The following is a 17,887-nucleotide window of genomic DNA, read 5'->3' as shown; positions in this document are numbered from 1 at the left end:
CGTCCCGTAGCGGGCCGGCGGGGTCCCGGGTTCGCCCGCCCGCCCGGACTGGTGGCCCTCCTGGTCTCGGAGGCGTGCAACATCGGCATGACCCCGGTCATCAACCCCGGCCACGAGGCGCTGACCCGGGCCCGGTTGGTGCACGTCGACCAGTTCTACCTGCGCGCCGACACCATCGCCGCGGCGAACGCGGCGCTGATCGAGGCACAGGGCCAGGTGCCCGACGATACTTTCACCGCTTGACCTTGACGCGACGGCAGGGTTTCTACTGGCGGCATGCGAATTGGAGAGATCGCCGCGCTCGTGGGGATCACCCCCCGGGCGATCCGGCACTACCACCATGTCGGGCTGCTTCCGGAACCGGAGCGGCGCCCCAACGGCTACCGGGCCTACAGCATCCGCGATGCCGTCCTGCTCGCCCGGGTGCGCCGGCTCACCGAACTCGGCCTCAGTCTCGATGAAGTGCGCGACACACTCGCCGACGATGCCGGACGCGACCCGGCCGAGATATTGGAAGAACTCGACGCCGACCTGGCCCGCCAGGAAGCCGACATCCGGGAGCGCCGCTGCCGGCTCAGCGCCCTGCTCGCCGAGCCGCCCGGCGCGACCGGGCCCGTCTCACCCGCCCTCGCCGCACTGCTGGCACAGGCCCCCCGAACAGACTCGCCGAGCGCGGCCAAGGACCGCGAGTACCTCACGCTGCTGGACACCACCAGCACCGGTAACCAAGAGATGCTCGCGCTGCTCGGAACGCTGGTCGCCGATCCCGCGGTCGTCGAACTGTATGAGCGCCTCGACGCGCTCGCCGAAGCCCCCACCGACGATCCGCGCATCGCACCCCTGGCAGCTGACCTGATCGCAGCCGTCCCCGCGGAGCTGTTCACCGCAATCCCCGAGGACGGGGTCGTCGTGACCGGGTTCAAGGAGGCACTGCTCGCCGAGTACACCCCCGCACAGGCGGAAGTCGTGAGCCGGCTCATGGACGCGTTCATGGAAAGGGGCCGGAGATGAGCGGCCGGCCAAGGGGCGTACGGGCGGCACGGGTCGCGGTAGCCGCCGTGCTGCCGGGGGAACTGGCCCTGGCGGCCTGCCTGGTGGCTGGGGTCCAGCCGCCCGGGTGGGCGCTGGCGGGCGCCGAAGCGCTGGTGCTCGCAGTGCTGCTGCTGGAGACCTGGGCGCTGCGCTCGCTGTACGTCGCCGCGCGCGCCCGCGGCGTAGACCGCCGGGCGGCTCGGCGGGCTGCCCTACAGGAGGCGGTGCCGGTGACGGTCCGCCGCCTGGTCCTCCACGAGCTGCGCGCCCTCGCCTCCCTGGGACGGTGGGTCCGGCGCGGCACGCACGGGGTGCGCCCCGGGGACCTCGCTGCCGCGTACACCGGGCCCCAGACCGCGATGATGTACGGGCTGCTCTTCGTCGTGGTCATCGAGACGGCGGGCCTGGCCTTCCTCATCCCTTGGCCGGCGGTCCACCGGGTGATCCTGGTACTCGACCTGTACGGCGTCGTCCTCGTGCTGGCCCTGCACGCCGCCTGCGTCACCCGTCCGCACGTCGTGCGCCCCGACGGCTCTCTGCGGATCCGCTACGGAGCCCTCTTCGACCTCGCCGTACCGCCGGACGCGGTCGCCTCGGTCCGCGTCGACCGGCGCTACCCCGAAGGCCGCCTGATCACCCTCTCCGAGGACGGGGTCCTCGACCTGATCGTGGGCAGTCAGACCTCGGTGACCCTGGAGCTGAACCGGCCACTCCCCTTCACCCGCCCGCTCGGCGCAACGGAAAAGGCCCACACCATCCGCTTCCACGCCGACGACCCGCGCGCACTGGTCAGCGCACTCCGTCAGCCCGCCTGAGCACGCAGGTTGGGTCTCGCCGCGACGTGGCGTCCGGCAAGGCGCTCCGATCGGGCACCCGCCCGGTTGCATGTTCGACTTCTCGGCATTCTCACAAATGAACATCTGTGAGAGTTCTGCGACAGGCCCCGGAGTGATCACGTTTCCGCAGGTCGCCGTTTGCAAAAGTCCCCTCAGAACCCGCATGTTGTGCGACGGGGTTCCGAGAGGCTGCCGCCATGGATCTCACGCCCGATCAGGCCGCATTGGCGGTAGAACGTCACGACTGCCCGAACTGTGACGCTCCCGCCGGCAGCGCCTGCCGCACCCGGGGCGGAAAGACCGCCGCGAAGTACCACACTCCGCGCTTCGTCCTCGTCCCCGCGCTCCGCGCTCCGCGAGGAACTGGAGATCGCCGTCCCCGCCGGCCGACACCCGGGGCGTGCGTGGAAGCAGAGCCTCGCGCTCGCCGTCGTGCCCGCGCCCCGCACCGAGCGACCGGTACGGATCGGGTACGCGAGGACGTCGACCGCCCGGCAGGAGCTTGCGAGCCAGCTCGAAGCCCTCCACCGCGCGGAGTGCCACAAGGTCTTCAAGGAACAGATCAGCACCCGCATCAAGGTGAGGCCCGAGCTGGAGAAGGCGCTCGCCCTGGCCCGCCAGTTCAAGGAGGCCGCCCCCGAGACGCCGGTCATCTTCACCGTCCATGAGCTCAAACGCCTCGCGCGCAACGCCGCCGAGCTGATGACGCTGTCCGCCGAACTTCAGGCCGGCGGCATCCAGCTCGAACTCCTCACCGGCCCGCTCACCGGCATCTACGACCCCAACGGCATGGGCGCCATGTTCTTCGCCGTACTCGCCGTCGCCGGGCAGATCGAGCGCAACCACATCCGGGAGAAGACCCTCGAAGGGCAGGTCACCGCAGCGGCCAAGGGCAACCACGGCGGGCGCCCGAAGGTCATCGACGACGACATGCTCACCTTCGCCGTCGCGCTCAAGGACAAGGGCGTCCCGGTCCCCGAGATCGCCAAGAAGCTGGTCATCAAGACCGGGAAGAACGCGGGCAAGAACCCGTCGGTCGCCTCGCTCTACCGGGCACTCGCCGAAGCCGAGGAAGCCGCGGCCGACGACAGCCTCCCGCTGCGGCCCAAGCCCGTCCGCATCCGCCGACCGGAAGAACCGCTCACCCCCGAGGAGATCGACCTCCGCGAACGCCTCCGGGCTCAGCCCCGCCCGAACACGGAGATCCGCAGCTGGACCCCGTGATCGTTCTCAGCGCCAACGGCTGTACCGATGTTCCCCAAGGCCGGAAACGGTCCGGACCCTTGACCGGAAGTTATTTTCTGTATATCCGTGCTCCTTGGAAGTTTCTTTCACCACCCCCTCTCGTCCCCCGAGTACGGCCGAAGGAGCTCACGTGCACCACCGCACCTCCAGACGCACCCTCCTCACCGCCACCGCCGCGACCGCCGCAGCCGCCGTCACGGGCGGGGTCCTCGCCCCCGGTGCCGTCGCCGCCCGGAGGTCCGCCGGCAGCGGGCCCGGTGCCGGGCACCACACCTCAGCCGCCACCACCAGGCGCCTCAAGCGGCTCATCTCCCGGATGAGCCTGGAGGAGAAGGTCGGGCAGCTCTTCGTGATGCGGGTGTACGGGCACTCCGCCACCGAGCCCGACCAGGCCGACATCGACGCCAACATGGCCGAGATCGGGGTCCGCACCGCCGCCGAGATGATCGCCAAGTACCACGTCGGCGGAATCATCTACTTCACCTGGGCGCACAACACCCGCGACCCGCACCAGATCGCCGACCTCTCCAACGGCATCCAGCGGGCCGGTCTCGCCGGCCCCACTCCCCTGCCGCTCCTCGTCTCCACCGACCAGGAGCACGGCATCGTCTGCCGCGTCGGCGAGCCCGCCACCCTGATGCCGGGCGCGATGGCGCTGGGCGCGGGCGGTTCGCGCTCCGACGCCCGCCGGGCCGGGCAGATCGCGGGCGCCGAACTGGCCGCGATCGGCATCAACCAGAACTACGCCCCGGACGCCGACGTCAACGTCAACCCGGCCAACCCGGTGATCGGCGTGCGCTCCTTCGGCTCCGACCCGCAGTCCGTGGCGGGGATGGTCGCCGCCCAGGTGAAGGGGTATCAGAGCAGCGGCATCGCCTCGACGGCCAAGCACTTCCCGGGCCACGGCGACACCAGCACCGACAGCCACACCGGCCTGCCCGTCATCCGCCACACCCGGGAGCAGTGGGCGGAGCTGGACGAGCCGCCGTTCCGGGCCGCGATCGCCGCGGGCATCGACTCGATCATGACCGCGCACATCGTCGTCCCGGCCCTGGACCCGGCGGAGGACCCGGCGACGCTGTCCCACCCGATCCTCACCGGCATCCTGCGCGAGGAGCTCGGCTACGACGGCGTCGTGGTGACCGACTCGCTCGGCATGGAGGGCGTGCGGACGAAGTACGGCGACGAGCGCGTCCCCGTGCTCGCGCTGAAGGCCGGGGTCGACCAGCTGCTCAACCCGCCGGACCTGAGCGTCTCCTGGAACGCCGTCCTGGCGGCCGTGAAGAGCGGTGAGATCAGCGAGACCAGGATCGAGGAATCGATCCTGCGCATCCTGCGGCTGAAGACGAAGCTCGGGCTGTTCGACGACCCGTTCGTCAGCCACAGGGGTGTGGACCGCACCGTCGGGACGCGGGCCCATCTCGCCGCGGCCGACCGGATCGCCGAGCGGACCACCACGCTTCTCGCCAACGACGGCGCGGTGCTGCCGCTCTCCCGCCGCTCCCACAAGAACCTGCTGGTGGTCGGCGCCGACCCGGCCTCCCCGTCCGGCACCACCGGACCGCCGACCACCACCCTGGCCGCCGCCTTCGGGGAACTGGGCCACGCGGCCACCGCGTTGTCCACCGGCACCGCCCCCACCAAGGCGGTGATCGACGAGGCGGTGGCCGCCGCACAGGGCAAGGACGCGGTGGTCGTGGGGACGTACAACGTCTCGGCGACCAGCTCGCAGCGCACCCTGGTGAGCGCGCTGGCCGCGACCGGCATCCCGGTGATCACGGTCGCGATCCGCAATCCGTACGACATCGCCCAGTTGTCCGGGACCGGGTTCGCGGCGAGCCTGGCCGCGTACTCCTGGACCGATGTCGAACTGCGGGCCGCCACCCGGGTGATCGCGGGCCGCGCCGAACCGGAGGGCACCCTGCCGGTGCCGGTGCAGCGGGCGGACGATCCGGGGCGGGTGCTGTACCCGGTCGGCTACGGGCTGAGGTACTAGGGCGACGCCTGGCACGCTCGCGGCGTAGCAGGAATGCCCTGGGAGAGCCGGGGAAGGGCCGCGGAACCGGGAAAGGGGCCGTGTACGAGCACAGCCCCTTTCCCGGGCACGATCCGGCGCGGGGAGCGGTTACGGCCGCAGCCCGCGCTCGTTCCTCACGTCGCGCTTGTCGAGCCTCGCGTCGAACGCGGCGAGCGGCTTCGCCTTCGCCGGGTCGTCCTGCACGGCGGCCGGGGCGACGCCCGCCCAGCGCAGGATGGCCGCGGTGGCCTTCGCCTTGTCGTCGTCGGCGAGCCCGGCCACGTTGGAGCCGTGGTTGCCGCCCGCCACGGTCATGACATAGCTGTCCCGGGCGCCCGCCCCGAGCCGGAAGCGCTCCGCGCCCCACGGGTCGTTCTGCCCGTACACGTACAGCATGTGGTGGGCGTGGTGCTTCACCCAGCTGTCGACGTCGCGCATCACCGACGGCTGGAACTTCATCGGGATGGAGCGGGGTACGAAGTTGCGCGGCGGCTGGTACCCGTACCGGCTCAGCTTGCCGAGCCACGGCTGCGTGATGCTGGGCGAACCGAGCTGGGTGCCCGCCTGGTAGTAGTACGGGGTGTACGTCTCCAGGCCCTGATCGGTGTAGGCGGAGAAGCCGGAGATCGAGTCGATCGAATCCCAGATCGCCTGGTCGGGGGCGTTGCGGGCGTCGGCCGGAATGGTGTCGCAGTCGGACAGCAGGCTGTACTGCCAGTACGCCCAGACGTAGTCCATGACGACGGCCTCGTACGCCCGGTCGAGCGAGCCGGTGGTCTGGAAGGTGTAGCCGTTCGCCGCGGCGTACTCCTGGTACTTCTTCTCCAGCGGCTCACGGCGGACCAGTGCCTCGCGCTGCACACCGTTCAGCTTGTCGCGGCACTCCTTGGTGCCGACGTTGTCGAAGAACCGGTCGTACGCCGAGTCCTCCTTGTTGACCACGTCGTTGGGCGCGACGTACGCGACGACGCCGTCCATGTCCTTGGGGTAGAAGCGCTCGAAGTAGGTGGCGGTCATGCCGCCCTTGGAGCCGCCCGTGGTCAGCCAGTTCTTGCTGTAGATCCGCTTCAGCGCGGTGAAGACGCGGTGCTGGTCGCTGGCGGCCTGCCAGATGTCGAGCTTGGACCAGTCGGCGGGCGCCGGGCGGGACGGGGTGAAGAACCGATACTCCAGAGAGACCTGGTTGCCGTCGACGATCCGGGTCGGCTCGGAACGGCTGGGGTTCGTGGAGACGTTGTAGCCGCTGGTGTAGAAGACCGTCGGGCGGGACGTGTCCTTGTGCAGCAGGGTGATGCGCTGCTGGAAGGTGCCCTTGGACGGGTGCCGGTGATCGATCGGCTGGGTGTAGCCGAGGACGAAGTAGCGGTAGCCCGCGTAGGGCTTCTCCTCGATGAGACTCATTCCCGGGATGGCCAGGATGCGGTCCTTGATGTCCGTGCTCGTACCGCTGTCACTGCCGGCCGTGTTCCGGAACGCGGTCGGTTCCGCGGCGGTGGCCGCCCCGGCCGAGGCGCCCGTCGCACTCACCGTGCCGATGAGCACCGCCAGCGACAGGAACCCTCTGAGCGCCTTGCGCATGCACCCTCCCCATGATTCACAACAGTCGTCGTGAACCTAGCGGCGCAACACCTGCACCGCCAGACCCTGTTGGCACGGGGAATTCACCGGGCAGGCCGTCAGCAGAGAATCCAGCCCGTGGAGGCGGACTTTCCGGAGATCGTGGCCGAGGCCCGGACGCACCGGTTCAGCGCGTGCACCGTCACCGGGCCGGCCTGTGTCGTGTACTGGCCGCTGTCGGTGACGGGGCTGCCGCCGCGCGGCTGGAGCGTCAGGGACATCGGGCGGCGCGAGCCCGGCTTCTTGGCGACCGCGACGGCGCAGGCGTAGGCGCGGCTCTTGAAGACGCGCAGCTCACCGGTCTTGAACGAGACCGTCTTCGCGGGGCGTCCGGCGCAGGCCGCCGCGGCGTCGGCGCTGTTCGCCACGGTGCCGGTCAGCACCAGACCGACGGCGGCCGACAGCGGCAGGACGAACAGCCGCACAAGCGTCCGGCGCGATCCGCCGCGTTCGTTCCCGCCGGCCCTTCCGGTCCTTCTGGTCACCAGCCGCCCCACATCGTCCGATCGAACATTTACACCCTTGCTCGGCACACGCGCATACACGTGTACGACGCAGGAGGCCATCCGGAGGTTGCACCCGGCGCGCTCCACCTTCCGGGCGACCGCATCGCCACAGCATGGCTCCCACAGGGCAGAGCCACACGAAAGGCAGGAACCGTCATGCTCCACCTCCGCGACGCCCAGGCTCCGCGCGGCCGGCGCGCCATCGGCCGGACGCTGTTCGCCACCGCTCTCCTCACCGCCGCCGCCGTCGCCGTGGTCCCGGCCGGCGCGGCGGCCCCGCAGGCCCCGGCGGCCGCCGCGCCGGCCCACAGCGCCGGCGCCCCGGCGTACCAGCGGGTCGCCCACTTCTACGGCGCCTACATCGACGCCGCCACGGCGGAGGGCGGCGGCAAGCTCGCCACCGCGCTGAGATCCTTCTACCTGACTTCCCGCCTGCGCACCCAGCTGGACGCCTGGAAGCGGCACAACCACGCGGACGGCGTGCTCCGCGCCCAGAACACCCCGCTCGCCGTCCGGGTCACCCCGGGCGAGAGCGGCGCCGGCCACACCTGGTCGACGGTGCGGCTCACCTGGAGCACCGGCAAGCATCCCACCTACACGTATCTGACCGTGCGGTCGGACCTGGAGACCGGCAAGATCTCCGGCATCGGCGAGTGAACCGGTGGACGGGCCCGCCTCTCACACCCCCGCGGGCTCGTCCTCCCCGATGAACGTGCGCCACAGCACGGCGTAGTGCCCGTCACGGGCCAGGAGCTCGTCGTGCGTGCCGTCCTCGACGACCCGGCCGTGGTCCATCACCACGACCCGGTCGGCGCGGGCGGCGGTGGTCAGCCGGTGGGCGACGACCAGGGTGGTACGGCGGCCGGTGAGCCGGTCGGTCGCCCGGTTGACCAGGGCCTCGCTGGCCAGGTCCAGGGAGGCCGTCGCCTCGTCGAGCAGCAGGACGTCCGGGTCGACGAGTTCGGCGCGGGCGAGGGCGATCAGCTGGCGCTGTCCGGCCGAGAGGTTGCGGCCCCGTTCGGCGACCCCGTGCAGGTACCCGCCGTCCAGGGTGGCGATCATGTCGTGGGCGCCGACCGCCCGCGCCGCCGCCTCCACCTCGGCGTCGGTGGCCTCGGGCCGCCCGTAGGCGATGGCGTCGCGGACCGTACCGGCGAAGAGGTACGCCTCCTGCGGTACGACTCCGAGCCGGTGCCGGTACGCGGTGAGGTCGAGGCGGCGCAGATCGGTGCCGTCCGCCGTGACCCGGCCGCCCGTCGGGTCGTAGAACCGGGCGACGAGCTTGACGAGGGTGGACTTCCCCGCGCCCGTCTCACCCACGAAGGCGACCGTCTGACCGGCCGGTATGCGCAGGTCGACGTCGGTGAGGGCCGCCTCCGCGTCATCGCCGGAGCCGTACGCGAAGGACACGTCCTCGAAGGCGATCTCGCCGCGCAGCGACAGCACGTCCAGCGGTTCGTCCGGCGCGTCGGTGGAGGTCGGCTCCCGCAGGAGTTCCTGGATGCGGCCGAGGGAGACGGTGGCCTGCTGGTAGCCGTCGAAGACCTGGGAGAGCTGCTGCACCGGGGCGAAGAACAGGTCGATGTAGAGGAGGTAGGCGACCAGCGCACCGGTGGTGAGCGTGCCGTTGTCGACCCGGCCCGCGCCGACGATCAGGACGGCGGCGGCGGCCACCGACGACAGCAGCTGCACGAACGGGAAGTAGACGGAGATCAGCCACTGACCGCGGACCCTGGCCTCGCGGTAGTGGTCGCTGCGCCGCGCGAACCGGTCCGCGCCGTCGCGCTCGCGGCGGAACGCCTGCACGATCCGCAGCCCGGAGACGGATTCCTGGAGGTCGGCGTTGACGGCGCTGATCCGCTCCCGGGCCAGTTCGTACGCCTGGACGCTCTTGCGGCGGAAGAAGAACGTACCGATGGCCAGCACCGGCAGCGTCGCGAAGACGACGAGGGCCAGCTGCACGTCGAGGACGAGCAGCGCGACCATGATGCCGAAGAAGGTGACGACGGAGACGAAGGCCGTGACCAGACCGGTCTGCAGGAACGTCGACAGCGCGTCCACGTCCGTCGTCATCCGGGTCATGATGCGGCCGGTCAGCTCGCGCTCGTAGTAGTCCAGGCCGAGCCGCTGGAGCTGCGCGAAGATCTTCAGCCGCAGCGAGTACAGCACCCGCTCGCCGGTGCGGCCCGTCATCCGGGTCTCGCCGATCTGGGCCGCCCACTGCACGAGCACGACCACCAGGGCCAGCGCGGACGCCGCCCAGACGGCGCCGAGGGCGAGCTGCGAGACCCCCTGGTCGATGCCGTGCCGGATCAGTACGGGCAGCAGGAGCCCGCCGCCCGCGTCGACCGCCACCAGGGCCAGGCTGACCAGGAGCGGCAGCCCGAAGCCGCGCAGCAGCCTGCGCAGCCCGTAGGACTCCTCGGCCCGGACGGCCCGTGCCTCGTCGATGTCGGGTGTGTCGGTGGCTGGCGGCAGTGCCTCGACCTGGGCGAGCAGCTCCGGGGTCGCGGGCATGCCGGCCGCCCCGGTGTCGCGCGGCTCGTCCTCGCGGACCCACAGGCGCGGGCTGATGCCGCGCTCGGCGTCGAACTCGGTGTCCAGTTCTTCCTGGAGCGCGCGGTCGTCCTCGGCGGTCGAGTCGGTGGCGACGGCCGGCGGCCGGTGTCCGGGCGAGGTGCCGCCCAGTTCGTCCGGGTCGGTGAGCAGCCGCCGGTAGAGCGGGGAGCGGCGCTCCAGCTCCTCGTGCGTGCCGATGTCGGCGAGCCTGCCGTGCTCCAGGACGGCGATCCGGTCGGCGAGGCCGAGGGTGGAGCGGCGGTGGGCGATCAGCAGGGTCGTCCGCCCGGCCATCACCTGGCGCAGCGCCTCGTGGATCTCGTGCTCGACGCGGGCGTCGACGGCGGAGGTGGCGTCGTCGAGGAGGAGCAGCCGGGGGTCGGTGAGGATGGCGCGGGCGAGCGCGACGCGCTGGCGCTGGCCGCCGGAGAGGGTGAGTCCGTGTTCGCCGACCTTGGTGTCGTAGCCCTCGGGCAGGGCGGCGATGAACCGGTCGGCCTGGGCGGAGCGGGCCGCCTGCTCGATCTGTTCCTGCGTGGCGTCCGGGCATCCGTAGGCGATGTTGGCGCGGACGGTGTCGGAGAACAGGAAGCTGTCCTCCGGTACGAGGCCGATGGCGGCGCGCAGGGATCGCTGGGTCAGCTCGCGGACGTCGTGGCCGCCGACCAGGACGGCGCCGTGCGTCACGTCGTAGAAGCGGGGCAGCAGCAGCGAGACGGTGGACTTGCCGCTGCCGGAGGCTCCGACGAGGGCGACGGTCTCACCGGGCTCGATGGTCAGCGAGAACCCGTCGAGGACGGGGCGGTGCGGGGCTCCGCCGCCGAGCTCCTCGTCCTGGGCGGAGCCGGGGCGCGACGGAGCGTAGCCGAACCGCACGTCGTCGAATTCGACGCTCGCGGGGGCGTCGGCCGGGAGTTCCTTGGTGCCGTCCTTCATGGTCGGCTCGGTGTCGATCAGCTCCAGTACGCGTTCGACGCCGGCCCGCGCCTGCTGTCCGACGGTGAGGACCATGGCGAGCATCCGGACCGGGCCGACGAGCTGGGCGAGGTAACTGGAGAAGGCGACGAACGTACCGAGGGTGATCTCGCCGCGGGTGGCGAGCCAGCCGCCGAGGGCGAGCATCGCGACCTGGCCGAGCGCGGGGACGGCCTGGAGGGCGGGGGTGTAGCGGGAATTCAGCCGGATCGTCCGCAGCCGCCCGGCGAACAGCTTCCGCCCGACCTCGCGCAGCTTGCCGGTCTCCTGATCCTCCTGTCCGAACCCCTTGACGACCCGGACCCCGGAGACGGCCCCGTCGACGACCCCGGCGACGGCGGCGGCCTGCCCCTGGGCGTACCAGGTGGCGGGGAAGAGCCGGGCGCGGGAGCGGCGGGCGATGTACCAGAGGGCGGGAGCGACGGCGACGGCGACCAGGGTGAGCAGGGGCGAGAGCCACGCCATGATCACCAAGGAGATGAGGAAGAGCAGCACGTTCCCGATGGTCATCGGGAGCATGAACAGGAGCCCCTGGATCAGCTGGAGGTCGCTCGTGGCCCGTCCGACGACCTGTCCGGTGGACAGTTCGTCCTGGCGCCTCCCGTCGAGGCGGGTGATCGTGCCGTACATCTCGGTACGGAGGTCGTGCTGTACGTCGAGGGCGAGCCGGCCGCCGTAGTAGCGGCGGATGTACGTGGCTATGTACACCAGCGCGGCGGCGGTTATGAGGAGCCCGGTCCAGACGGCGAGTGACCGTGTGCGGTCGCCGACGACGTCGTCGATGATCACCTTGGTGATCAGCGGGACGAGGGCCAGCACCGCCATGCCGGCGAGCGACGAGCCGAGCGCGAGCAGCACATTGCGCCGGTAGCGCCACGCGTAACCGCTCAGCCGCCGGGCCCAGCCGGGCGCGCGCCCCGCGCGCTCCGCGTCCTCTGCTTCCGTCACCGGTGCCTCCCCGTTCGACCTGGTCTACCGGATGGCACCAACGCGGTGGGCAGCGGATTTCATCCCGCCGTTACAAAGACGGGTCCTTCGGCGTAGGGCGGTCCGCCGACCGGCCTACGCCCGGCTGCGTCGAACCGGTGGGACGTGCCCACCCGCCCGGACCGGGGCTCTGCCTCCCCGATCGCCGGACGCGGCACCGCGTCCGGCGGTCGAGGAGGGCTCCGGACGCGTCCGCTACGACCGCGGCGTCGCGGTGAGCATCCGTACGGCCGGTGCCTCCGGCACCGCGGGCACCGCTTCCTGCGGGGCGGCGGGCGGTGCGACGGTCGCCTTCGCGGTGGCGGCCGGGCTGAGGTCCTTGTGCACGGCGCGGGCGACGGCCTGAACGGTGCTGATGCCGTCGTTCATCGTCTTGTTGTCCTGGGTGAGCACGGTGATCGCGTAGTCGTGGCCCTTGCCCGTGAACGCGCCGACGCTGTGCACCCGCCAGCCGTGGGTGGCGCGCGGCAGCCAGCCGTTCTTGACCTGGACGGTCACCCCGGACGGCGCACCGGCGGGCGTGCCCCAGCGCTGGGAGGAGACGACCTTGCGCATCAGGCCCAGCTCGTACGTCCGCGCGCTGTCGCTCAGCACGGAGTTCTTGGCGGTCAGCAGGGTCAGCAGCCGCTGCTCGTCCTGGGCGGTGATCTGGGTCAGCCCCCAGTAGCCACCGGAGCCGGGCACGGTGTGCGTCATCCCGGCGGCCTTCAGGAACGCCTTGACCTTGGTCGCTCCGAGCTGCTTCCACAGGCTGGTGGTCGCGTTGTTGTCGGACTTGGTGATCATGGCGGTGGTGAGGTTGATCTCGCGCTGGGTGAGAAGGCGGTTGTGCTTCTTGTTGTCCCAGAGGAGCGTCGCCAGCACGGTCGCCTTCACGACGCTGGCGGAGTCGTACTTCGTCGCCGCCCGCAGGGAGCAGTTCGTCCGGGTGGTCCGGTCGTAGAGCGCGACCGCCGTCGTGGACTTCCGCCCCTTGAGCGCGGCGGTGATGTCCTTCGACAGCTTCGCGGCCAGCCCCGCCTTGCCGGACGTGCAGCTCACCGTCGGCGTCGCGGCGGCGGGCGTGGCGCCGAGCGCCACGGGTGCCAGTACGCCTGCGGCGAGCGCGAGGGACACCGCACCCCGCGCGCGTCCGGACATACGGGATATACAAGGCTTTTTCACAGGACATTTCCCCCTTGGTGCATGTACGCGGTGTGCCCCCGGCACACCCGACACTGATGACTTCTGGCGGACGGAAAGGTTGTACGGACGGAAGGGGCCGTACGGCGCGTGCCGGTGTTCCCCTGCCGCGCGGGCCGGGTAGGGATGGCGTCCGTCATCGCAACGGCGCGGAACAGGGAGGAATCATGCCGGACGACCGGCCGACCGACGCCCATCTCTGCGGGCAGCTGTACGCCGCCCTGGAGGTGCTGCAGCGGCTGGGCGACATCGGTTTCCGCGCGCTGGGGCGCGAGGAGTCGAGGCAGCGGGCCGCGAGGAGGCCGCGTACGGAGATGACCGTGCCTCTGCACACGGTCGGCAAGTCCCTGTACTGGGCGCGGCTGCGCGGCCACGGCGCCGAGGCGGGCGCCGTCTTCAGGACGATCCCGGACCTGATGCCCGCCGCCAGAGACCTGCCGGCCGCGCTGAGCCCTGATCAGCGGAAGGAGTTCTTCCGGGGCCGGCAGGAGCAGCTGGACGCCCTCGCGAAGGCCGCGGCGGAGACCGCCGGCCGCTGAACCGTCCCGTGCCCCCGGCGGCCGGGGGCACGGGACGGGCGGGACGGGCGGGACGGGCAGGTGCCCCCGCGGACGCTCCGGCGTGTGCGTCACAGATGCGTCGGCTCGAACATCTTCAGCAGGGCCGGGAGCACGACCACCGAAGGGCCGGGCTCCGCAAGGGACTTCGCCAGGTCGTCGGCGAGCGTCTCGGGGGTCGTACGGACCGCCGGGACGCCGAAGGACTCGGCGAGGGCGACGAAGTCGGGGCGGGCGAGTTCCGTCGCCGTGGCCTCGCCGAAGGCATCCGTCATGTACTCGCGCAGGATGCCGTAGCCGCCGTCGTCGACGATCAGCCAGGTGACCGGGAGGTCGTACTGGCGGGCCGTGGCCAGTTCCGCGATCGAGTACATCGCGCCGCCGTCGCCGGAGACCGCCAGGACCGGCTTCGTGCGGTCGGCCGCCGCCGCGCCGAGGGCGGCCGGGAAGCCGTAGCCGAGGCCGCCCGCGCCCTGGGCGGAGTGCATCGTGTTGGGGCGGCGGGCGTCGAAGGCGGACCAGGCCCAGTAGGCGAGGATCGTCATGTCCCAGAAGCTGGGGGACGTGTCGGGCAGCGCCTGGCGGACCGAGGCGACGAGCCGCTGCTCCAGGCCGAGTTCCTGGCCGGCGAGCCGGTCGCGTACCGCTTCCAGGACCGCACGGACCCGGTCCGGCGCCGACGGGTCCTCGCGGCGGTCGACCGCGTCGAGGAGGTCGGACAGCGCCTCGCGGGCGTCGGCGTGGATGCCGAGCGCGGGGTGGTTGGACTCCAGCTTCCCGGCGTCGGCCTCGATCTGGATCACCCGGCCGCGCGGGCTGAAGGTGTGGTAGTTCGAGGAGAGTTCACCGAGTCCGGAGCCGACGACCAGCAGCACGTCGGCGGACTCCAGGAAGTCCGTCGTGTGGCGGTCCTCCAGCCAGGACTGGAGCGAGAGCGGGTGCTCCCACGGGAAGGCGCCCTTGCCGCCGAAGGTGGTGACGACGGGGGCGTCGATCTTCTCCGCGAGCGCGAGCAGCTTGCCGGAGGCGTCGGACCGTACGACTCCGCCGCCCGCGATGATCGCCGGACGCTCGGCCCTCGACAGCAGACCGGCTGCCACGGCGGTCAGTTCGGGACGGGCGTGCAGGGCGCGCGGGGTGGCGTCCATCGCCGTGACGACGGGCAGGGCGGTCTCGGCGAGGAGTACGTCCTGCGGGATCTCGATCCAGACCGGTCCGTGCGGGGCGGTCAGCGCCGACTCCCAGGCGGCGGCGATCGCCGACGGGATCTGGGAGGCCGTACGGACCGTGTGGACCGACTTCACGACGTCGCGGAACGACGCCTTCTGGTCCCGCAGTTCGTGCAGGTAGCCGTGGCGGCCGCCGCCCAGGCCCGCGGTCGGGATCTGGCTGGAGATGGCGAGGACGGGGGCGGAGGCGGCCGCCGCCTCCTGGAGCGCGGCGAGGGAGGTGAGGGCCCCCGGCCCGGTGGAGAGCAGCAGCGGCGCGACCTCACCGGTGATCCGGCCGTACGCGTCGGCGGCGAAGCCCGCGTTGTTCTCGACGCGCAGGCCGAGGTAGGTCAGGGACGAGCGGCGCAGCGCGTCGAACATGCCCAGCGCGTGCTGGCCGGGCAGTCCGAAGACGGTGGTCGCGCCGAGGCCCTGGAGGGTCTCGACGACGAGGTCGCCGCCGTTGCGTCCGGGCGGGGGGTTCAGGGCGGCCGCGATCTGCTCGGGGGTGAGCTGCGGCCGCTCGTCGTGGTGGTCGTGGCTCACTTCGAACGGGCCTCTGCGATCTGGCGGGACATGACCGTCGTCAGCTCGTACGCCGTGTGGGAGGCGGCGACGGAGGTGATCTCGGCGTGGTCGTAGGCGGGGGCGACCTCGACCAGGTCGGCGGAGACCAGGTTGCAGGAGGACAGCCCGCGGACGATTTCGAGCAGCTCGCGGGAGGTCAGGCCGCCGGCCTCCGGGGTGCCGGTGCCGGGCGCGTGCGCCGGGTCCAGGACGTCGATGTCGATGGAGATGTAGAGCGGCCGGTCGCCGATGCGCTGGCGCAGCTGGTCGGCGACCTCGTCGACACCGCGCCGCATGACGTCGGCGGAGGTGACGATGCCGAAGCCCATCTTGGCGTCGTCGTCCAGGTCCTGCTTGCCGTAGAGCGGGCCGCGGGTGCCGACGTGGGAGAGCGCGGAGGTGTCGAGGATGCCCTCCTCGACGGCGCGGCGGAACGGGGTGCCGTGGGTGTACTCGGCGCCGAAGTAGGTGTCCCAGGTGTCGAGGTGGGCGTCGAAGTGGAGCAGGGCGACCGGGCCGTGCTTCTTCGCGACGGACCGCAGCAGCGGCAGCGCGATGGTGTGGTCGCCGCCGAGCGTCATCAGGCGGGCGCCGGTGGCGAGGAGGTCGTCCGCGGCGGCCTCGATCGTCTCGACGGCCTCGTTGATGTTGAACGGGTTCGCGGCGATGTCACCGGCGTCGGCGACCTGCGCGAGGGCGAACGGCGAGGCGTCCTGCGCCGGGTTGTACGGGCGCAGCAGGCGCGACGCCTCACGGATCGCGTTGCCGCCGAAGCGGGCGCCGGGGCGGTAGGAGACACCCGTGTCGAAGGGCACGCCGACGACGGCGACATCGGCGGTGCCGACCTCGTCGAGGCGGGGCAGCCGGGCGAACGTCGCGGGTCCGGCGTACCGCGGGACCCGGGAGGAGTCGACGGGACCGCGCGGCGTTTCGTTGCTGCTCATGGTGGGTGCCTTTCCTTCGGGTGTCATACGTCGTTCAGTGTGCGGGGTGCGACGGCGCGCGGAACACGGGGCCCTGCTCATGTGGCGACCGGCTCCTCGGCGGGCGCCGGGTCGTCCGCACCGCGCCCCGCCAGCCGCTCGCGCCAGGCGGCGAGTACAGCCGCGTCGGTCGGCTTCGTCGCCAGGGAGACGATCACGTACACCGCGAGCGAGGCCAGAAGCCCGTAGTAGACCGGTTCGTTGGCGAGGATTCCGTACGTCGCCATCAGGCCGATCACGGCGACGCCGCCGACCGACACCGCGGCCAGCGCGCCCGCCGCGGTGCCGCGGCGCCACAGCAGACCGCCGAGGATCGGCACCAGCAGCCCGCCGACGAGCAGGTTGTACGCGACGGTCAGGGCCTCGACCACGTTGTTGAGCGCGATGGCGATGGCGATGACACCGACGCCCATGACGAGGATGAAGACCCGGTTGCCCTTCACCTCGTCGTGCGCCTCGCCGGATGCCTCGCCGCCCCGGGACACCACGCCCCTGAGCCGGGACCAGATGTCGTTGTTGGCGACGGTGGCGCAGGCGATCAGCGCTCCGGAGGACGTGGACATCACGGCGGCCAGCGCGGCGGCCAGGACCAGCCCGCGGACGCCCACCGGCAGTTCGTCCTTGACGATGGTCGCGAACGCGGCGTCGGCGCTGGGCAGCTTCGGGTACATGACCTTGGCCGCGGTGCCGATGACGGCGCCCGCGATCGCGTACACCAGGCAGTACGTACCGGCGACCGTGCCGCCCCAGCGCGCCGTCCGGTCGCTCCTCGCGGTGAACACCCGCTGCCAGATGTCCTGGCCGATCAGCATGCCGAAGGTGTAGATCAGCACGTACGTGAAGATCGTCTCGCCGCCGATGCCCAGCGGGTCGAAGTACTCGGTGGGCAGCTTGGCCTTCATCTCACTGAAGCCGCCCGCCTTGATCACCGCGATGGGGAGCAGGAGCAGCAGCACACCGATGGTCTTGACGACGAACTGCACCATGTCGGTGAGGGTGATCGACCACATGCCGCCGAGCGTCGAGTACGCGACGACGATGGCGCCGCCGAGGATGATCGCGACGGTCCGGTTCAGATCGAAGAGGACGTCGAAGATGGTGGCGTACGCGATGGTCGAGGTGACCGCCAGCATCAGCGTGTACGCCCACATGACGACGCCGGAGATGATCCCGGCCCGGCCGCCGTAGCGCAGGTCGAGCATCTCGGAGACGGTGTAGACCTTCAGCCGGGCGATGCGCGCCGAGAAGAAGACGGAGAGGGCGAGCAGCCCGAGGCCGATGGTGAAGACCATCCAGGCACCGGAGAGCCCGTACTGGTAGCCGAGGCCGACACCGCCGATGGTGGAGGCACCGCCCAGGACGATGGCGGCCATCGTGCCGGAGTACATCCAGGGACCGAGCCTGCGGCCCGCCACCAGGAATTCGCTCTTGGACTTGGCGCGGCGCATGCCCCACCAGCCCATGGCGAGCATGCCGGCCAGATAAACGATGATCACCGCGTAGTCGACAGCCATGGGCTTCCTCCGTTCCCGTCAGGTGTGCACGTCGTACACGGTGAAGACGGTAGGTGGCCCGCAGGCGGCGCTGAAGTGTACGTTTCATCCATCATCGCA

The 17,887-nt window shown here is 71.4% G+C and carries 13 protein-coding genes and 1 pseudogene; 7 read left to right on the top strand and 7 right to left on the bottom strand.

Annotation, left to right across the window (positions count from 1 at the left end; translation table 11 throughout):
- Positions 1-39 precede the first annotated feature (39 nt).
- From ACFVT1_RS25945 to ACFVT1_RS25925, 5 genes and pseudogenes are all read left to right on the top strand, one after another.
- A pseudogene (locus ACFVT1_RS25945) lies at positions 40-222 on the top strand (Tn3 family transposase); the annotation flags it as partial.
- Between the two features lie 54 nt (positions 223-276).
- Positions 277-1,011, top strand: a complete 735-nt coding sequence (locus ACFVT1_RS25940; RefSeq protein WP_389799590.1) for a MerR family transcriptional regulator — start codon at positions 277-279, stop codon at positions 1,009-1,011.
- Positions 1,008-1,847 (top strand): hypothetical protein, encoded by an 840-nt coding sequence (locus ACFVT1_RS25935; protein ID WP_389799588.1) that lies wholly within the window; start codon positions 1,008-1,010, stop codon positions 1,845-1,847. The genes ACFVT1_RS25940 and ACFVT1_RS25935 overlap by 4 nt, the downstream gene beginning before the upstream one ends.
- Before the next feature lie 453 nt (positions 1,848-2,300).
- Positions 2,301-3,092 carry a recombinase family protein gene (locus tag ACFVT1_RS25930; protein ID WP_389799585.1) on the top strand — a complete coding sequence of 264 codons (792 nt, stop codon included), beginning with the start codon at positions 2,301-2,303 and terminating at the stop codon, positions 3,090-3,092.
- A gap of 151 nt (positions 3,093-3,243) precedes the next feature.
- Positions 3,244-5,109: a glycoside hydrolase family 3 protein gene (locus tag ACFVT1_RS25925; RefSeq protein WP_389799582.1), complete on the top strand. Its 1,866-nt coding sequence runs from the start codon at positions 3,244-3,246 to the stop codon at positions 5,107-5,109.
- 129 nt (positions 5,110-5,238) lie between these two features.
- On the opposite strand, the gene ACFVT1_RS25920 is transcribed toward ACFVT1_RS25925, so the two are convergent.
- Positions 5,239-6,708: a S28 family serine protease gene (locus ACFVT1_RS25920; RefSeq protein WP_389799580.1), complete on the bottom strand. Its 1,470-nt coding sequence runs from the start codon at positions 6,706-6,708 to the stop codon at positions 5,239-5,241.
- A 98-nt stretch (positions 6,709-6,806) separates the two neighbouring features.
- The gene (locus ACFVT1_RS25915; RefSeq protein WP_389799578.1) at positions 6,807-7,232 is read right to left on the bottom strand and encodes a hypothetical protein; all 426 of its coding nucleotides are present in this window, start codon (positions 7,230-7,232) and stop codon (positions 6,807-6,809) included.
- A 177-nt stretch (positions 7,233-7,409) separates the two neighbouring features.
- Here ACFVT1_RS25915 and ACFVT1_RS25910 point away from each other — a divergent pair, with 177 nt between their 5' ends.
- On the top strand, positions 7,410-7,910 hold the full coding sequence (locus ACFVT1_RS25910) for a hypothetical protein (RefSeq protein ID WP_389799575.1): 501 nt from the start codon (positions 7,410-7,412) through the stop codon (positions 7,908-7,910).
- A 21-nt stretch (positions 7,911-7,931) separates the two neighbouring features.
- Here the strand turns inward: ACFVT1_RS25910 and ACFVT1_RS25905 are convergent, their stop codons facing one another.
- On the bottom strand, positions 7,932-11,735 hold the full coding sequence (locus ACFVT1_RS25905; RefSeq protein WP_389799572.1) for an ABC transporter ATP-binding protein: 3,804 nt from the start codon (positions 11,733-11,735) through the stop codon (positions 7,932-7,934).
- Positions 11,736-11,969: 234 nt separating this feature from the next.
- The gene (locus tag ACFVT1_RS25900) at positions 11,970-12,914 is read right to left on the bottom strand and encodes a serine hydrolase (protein WP_389799569.1); all 945 of its coding nucleotides are present in this window, start codon (positions 12,912-12,914) and stop codon (positions 11,970-11,972) included.
- 209 nt (positions 12,915-13,123) lie between these two features.
- Between ACFVT1_RS25900 and ACFVT1_RS25895 the strand changes: the two genes are divergently transcribed.
- The gene (locus tag ACFVT1_RS25895) at positions 13,124-13,495 is read left to right on the top strand and encodes a hypothetical protein (protein ID WP_389799567.1); all 372 of its coding nucleotides are present in this window, start codon (positions 13,124-13,126) and stop codon (positions 13,493-13,495) included.
- Between the two features lie 89 nt (positions 13,496-13,584).
- Here the strand turns inward: ACFVT1_RS25895 and ACFVT1_RS25890 are convergent, their stop codons facing one another.
- The 3 genes from ACFVT1_RS25890 to ACFVT1_RS25880 all read right to left on the bottom strand — a co-directional run bounded on the left by ACFVT1_RS25890 (position 13,585) and on the right by ACFVT1_RS25880 (position 17,788).
- Positions 13,585-15,270, bottom strand: a complete 1,686-nt coding sequence (locus ACFVT1_RS25890) for a thiamine pyrophosphate-binding protein (RefSeq protein ID WP_389799564.1) — start codon at positions 15,268-15,270, stop codon at positions 13,585-13,587.
- Positions 15,267-16,235: an agmatinase gene (speB, locus tag ACFVT1_RS25885; RefSeq protein WP_362208320.1), complete on the bottom strand. Its 969-nt coding sequence runs from the start codon at positions 16,233-16,235 to the stop codon at positions 15,267-15,269. The genes ACFVT1_RS25890 and speB overlap by 4 nt, the downstream gene beginning before the upstream one ends.
- A 77-nt stretch (positions 16,236-16,312) precedes the next feature.
- Positions 16,313-17,788, bottom strand: a complete 1,476-nt coding sequence (locus ACFVT1_RS25880; protein ID WP_389799563.1) for a sodium:solute symporter — start codon at positions 17,786-17,788, stop codon at positions 16,313-16,315.
- Between the last annotated feature and the right edge of the window lie 99 nt (positions 17,789-17,887).

Origin of the sequence: Streptomyces sp. NPDC057963 (genome assembly GCF_042887155.1) — a bacterium.
Lineage (GTDB): Bacteria > Actinomycetota > Actinomycetes > Streptomycetales > Streptomycetaceae > Streptomyces.
Note: the sequence above shows the minus strand (reverse complement) of the source record. Positions and strands in the feature narration are given on the sequence as shown.

Excerpts from the sequence above, each read along its gene's own strand:
- ACFVT1_RS25920 (WP_389799580.1), bottom strand. The coding sequence starts at position 6,708 with ATGCGCAAGGCGCTCAGAGGGTTCCTGTCGCTGGCGGTGCTCATCGGC.
- ACFVT1_RS25900 (WP_389799569.1), bottom strand. The coding sequence starts at position 12,914 with ATGTCCGGACGCGCGCGGGGTGCGGTGTCCCTCGCGCTCGCCGCAGGC.
- ACFVT1_RS25880 (WP_389799563.1), bottom strand. The coding sequence starts at position 17,788 with ATGGCTGTCGACTACGCGGTGATCATCGTTTATCTGGCCGGCATGCTC.
- ACFVT1_RS25940 (WP_389799590.1), top strand. The coding sequence starts at position 277 with ATGCGAATTGGAGAGATCGCCGCGCTCGTGGGGATCACCCCCCGGGCG.
- ACFVT1_RS25895 (WP_389799567.1), top strand. The coding sequence starts at position 13,124 with ATGCCGGACGACCGGCCGACCGACGCCCATCTCTGCGGGCAGCTGTAC.
- ACFVT1_RS25935 (WP_389799588.1), top strand. The coding sequence starts at position 1,008 with ATGAGCGGCCGGCCAAGGGGCGTACGGGCGGCACGGGTCGCGGTAGCC.
- speB (WP_362208320.1), bottom strand. The coding sequence starts at position 16,235 with ATGAGCAGCAACGAAACGCCGCGCGGTCCCGTCGACTCCTCCCGGGTC.
- ACFVT1_RS25910 (WP_389799575.1), top strand. The coding sequence starts at position 7,410 with ATGCTCCACCTCCGCGACGCCCAGGCTCCGCGCGGCCGGCGCGCCATC.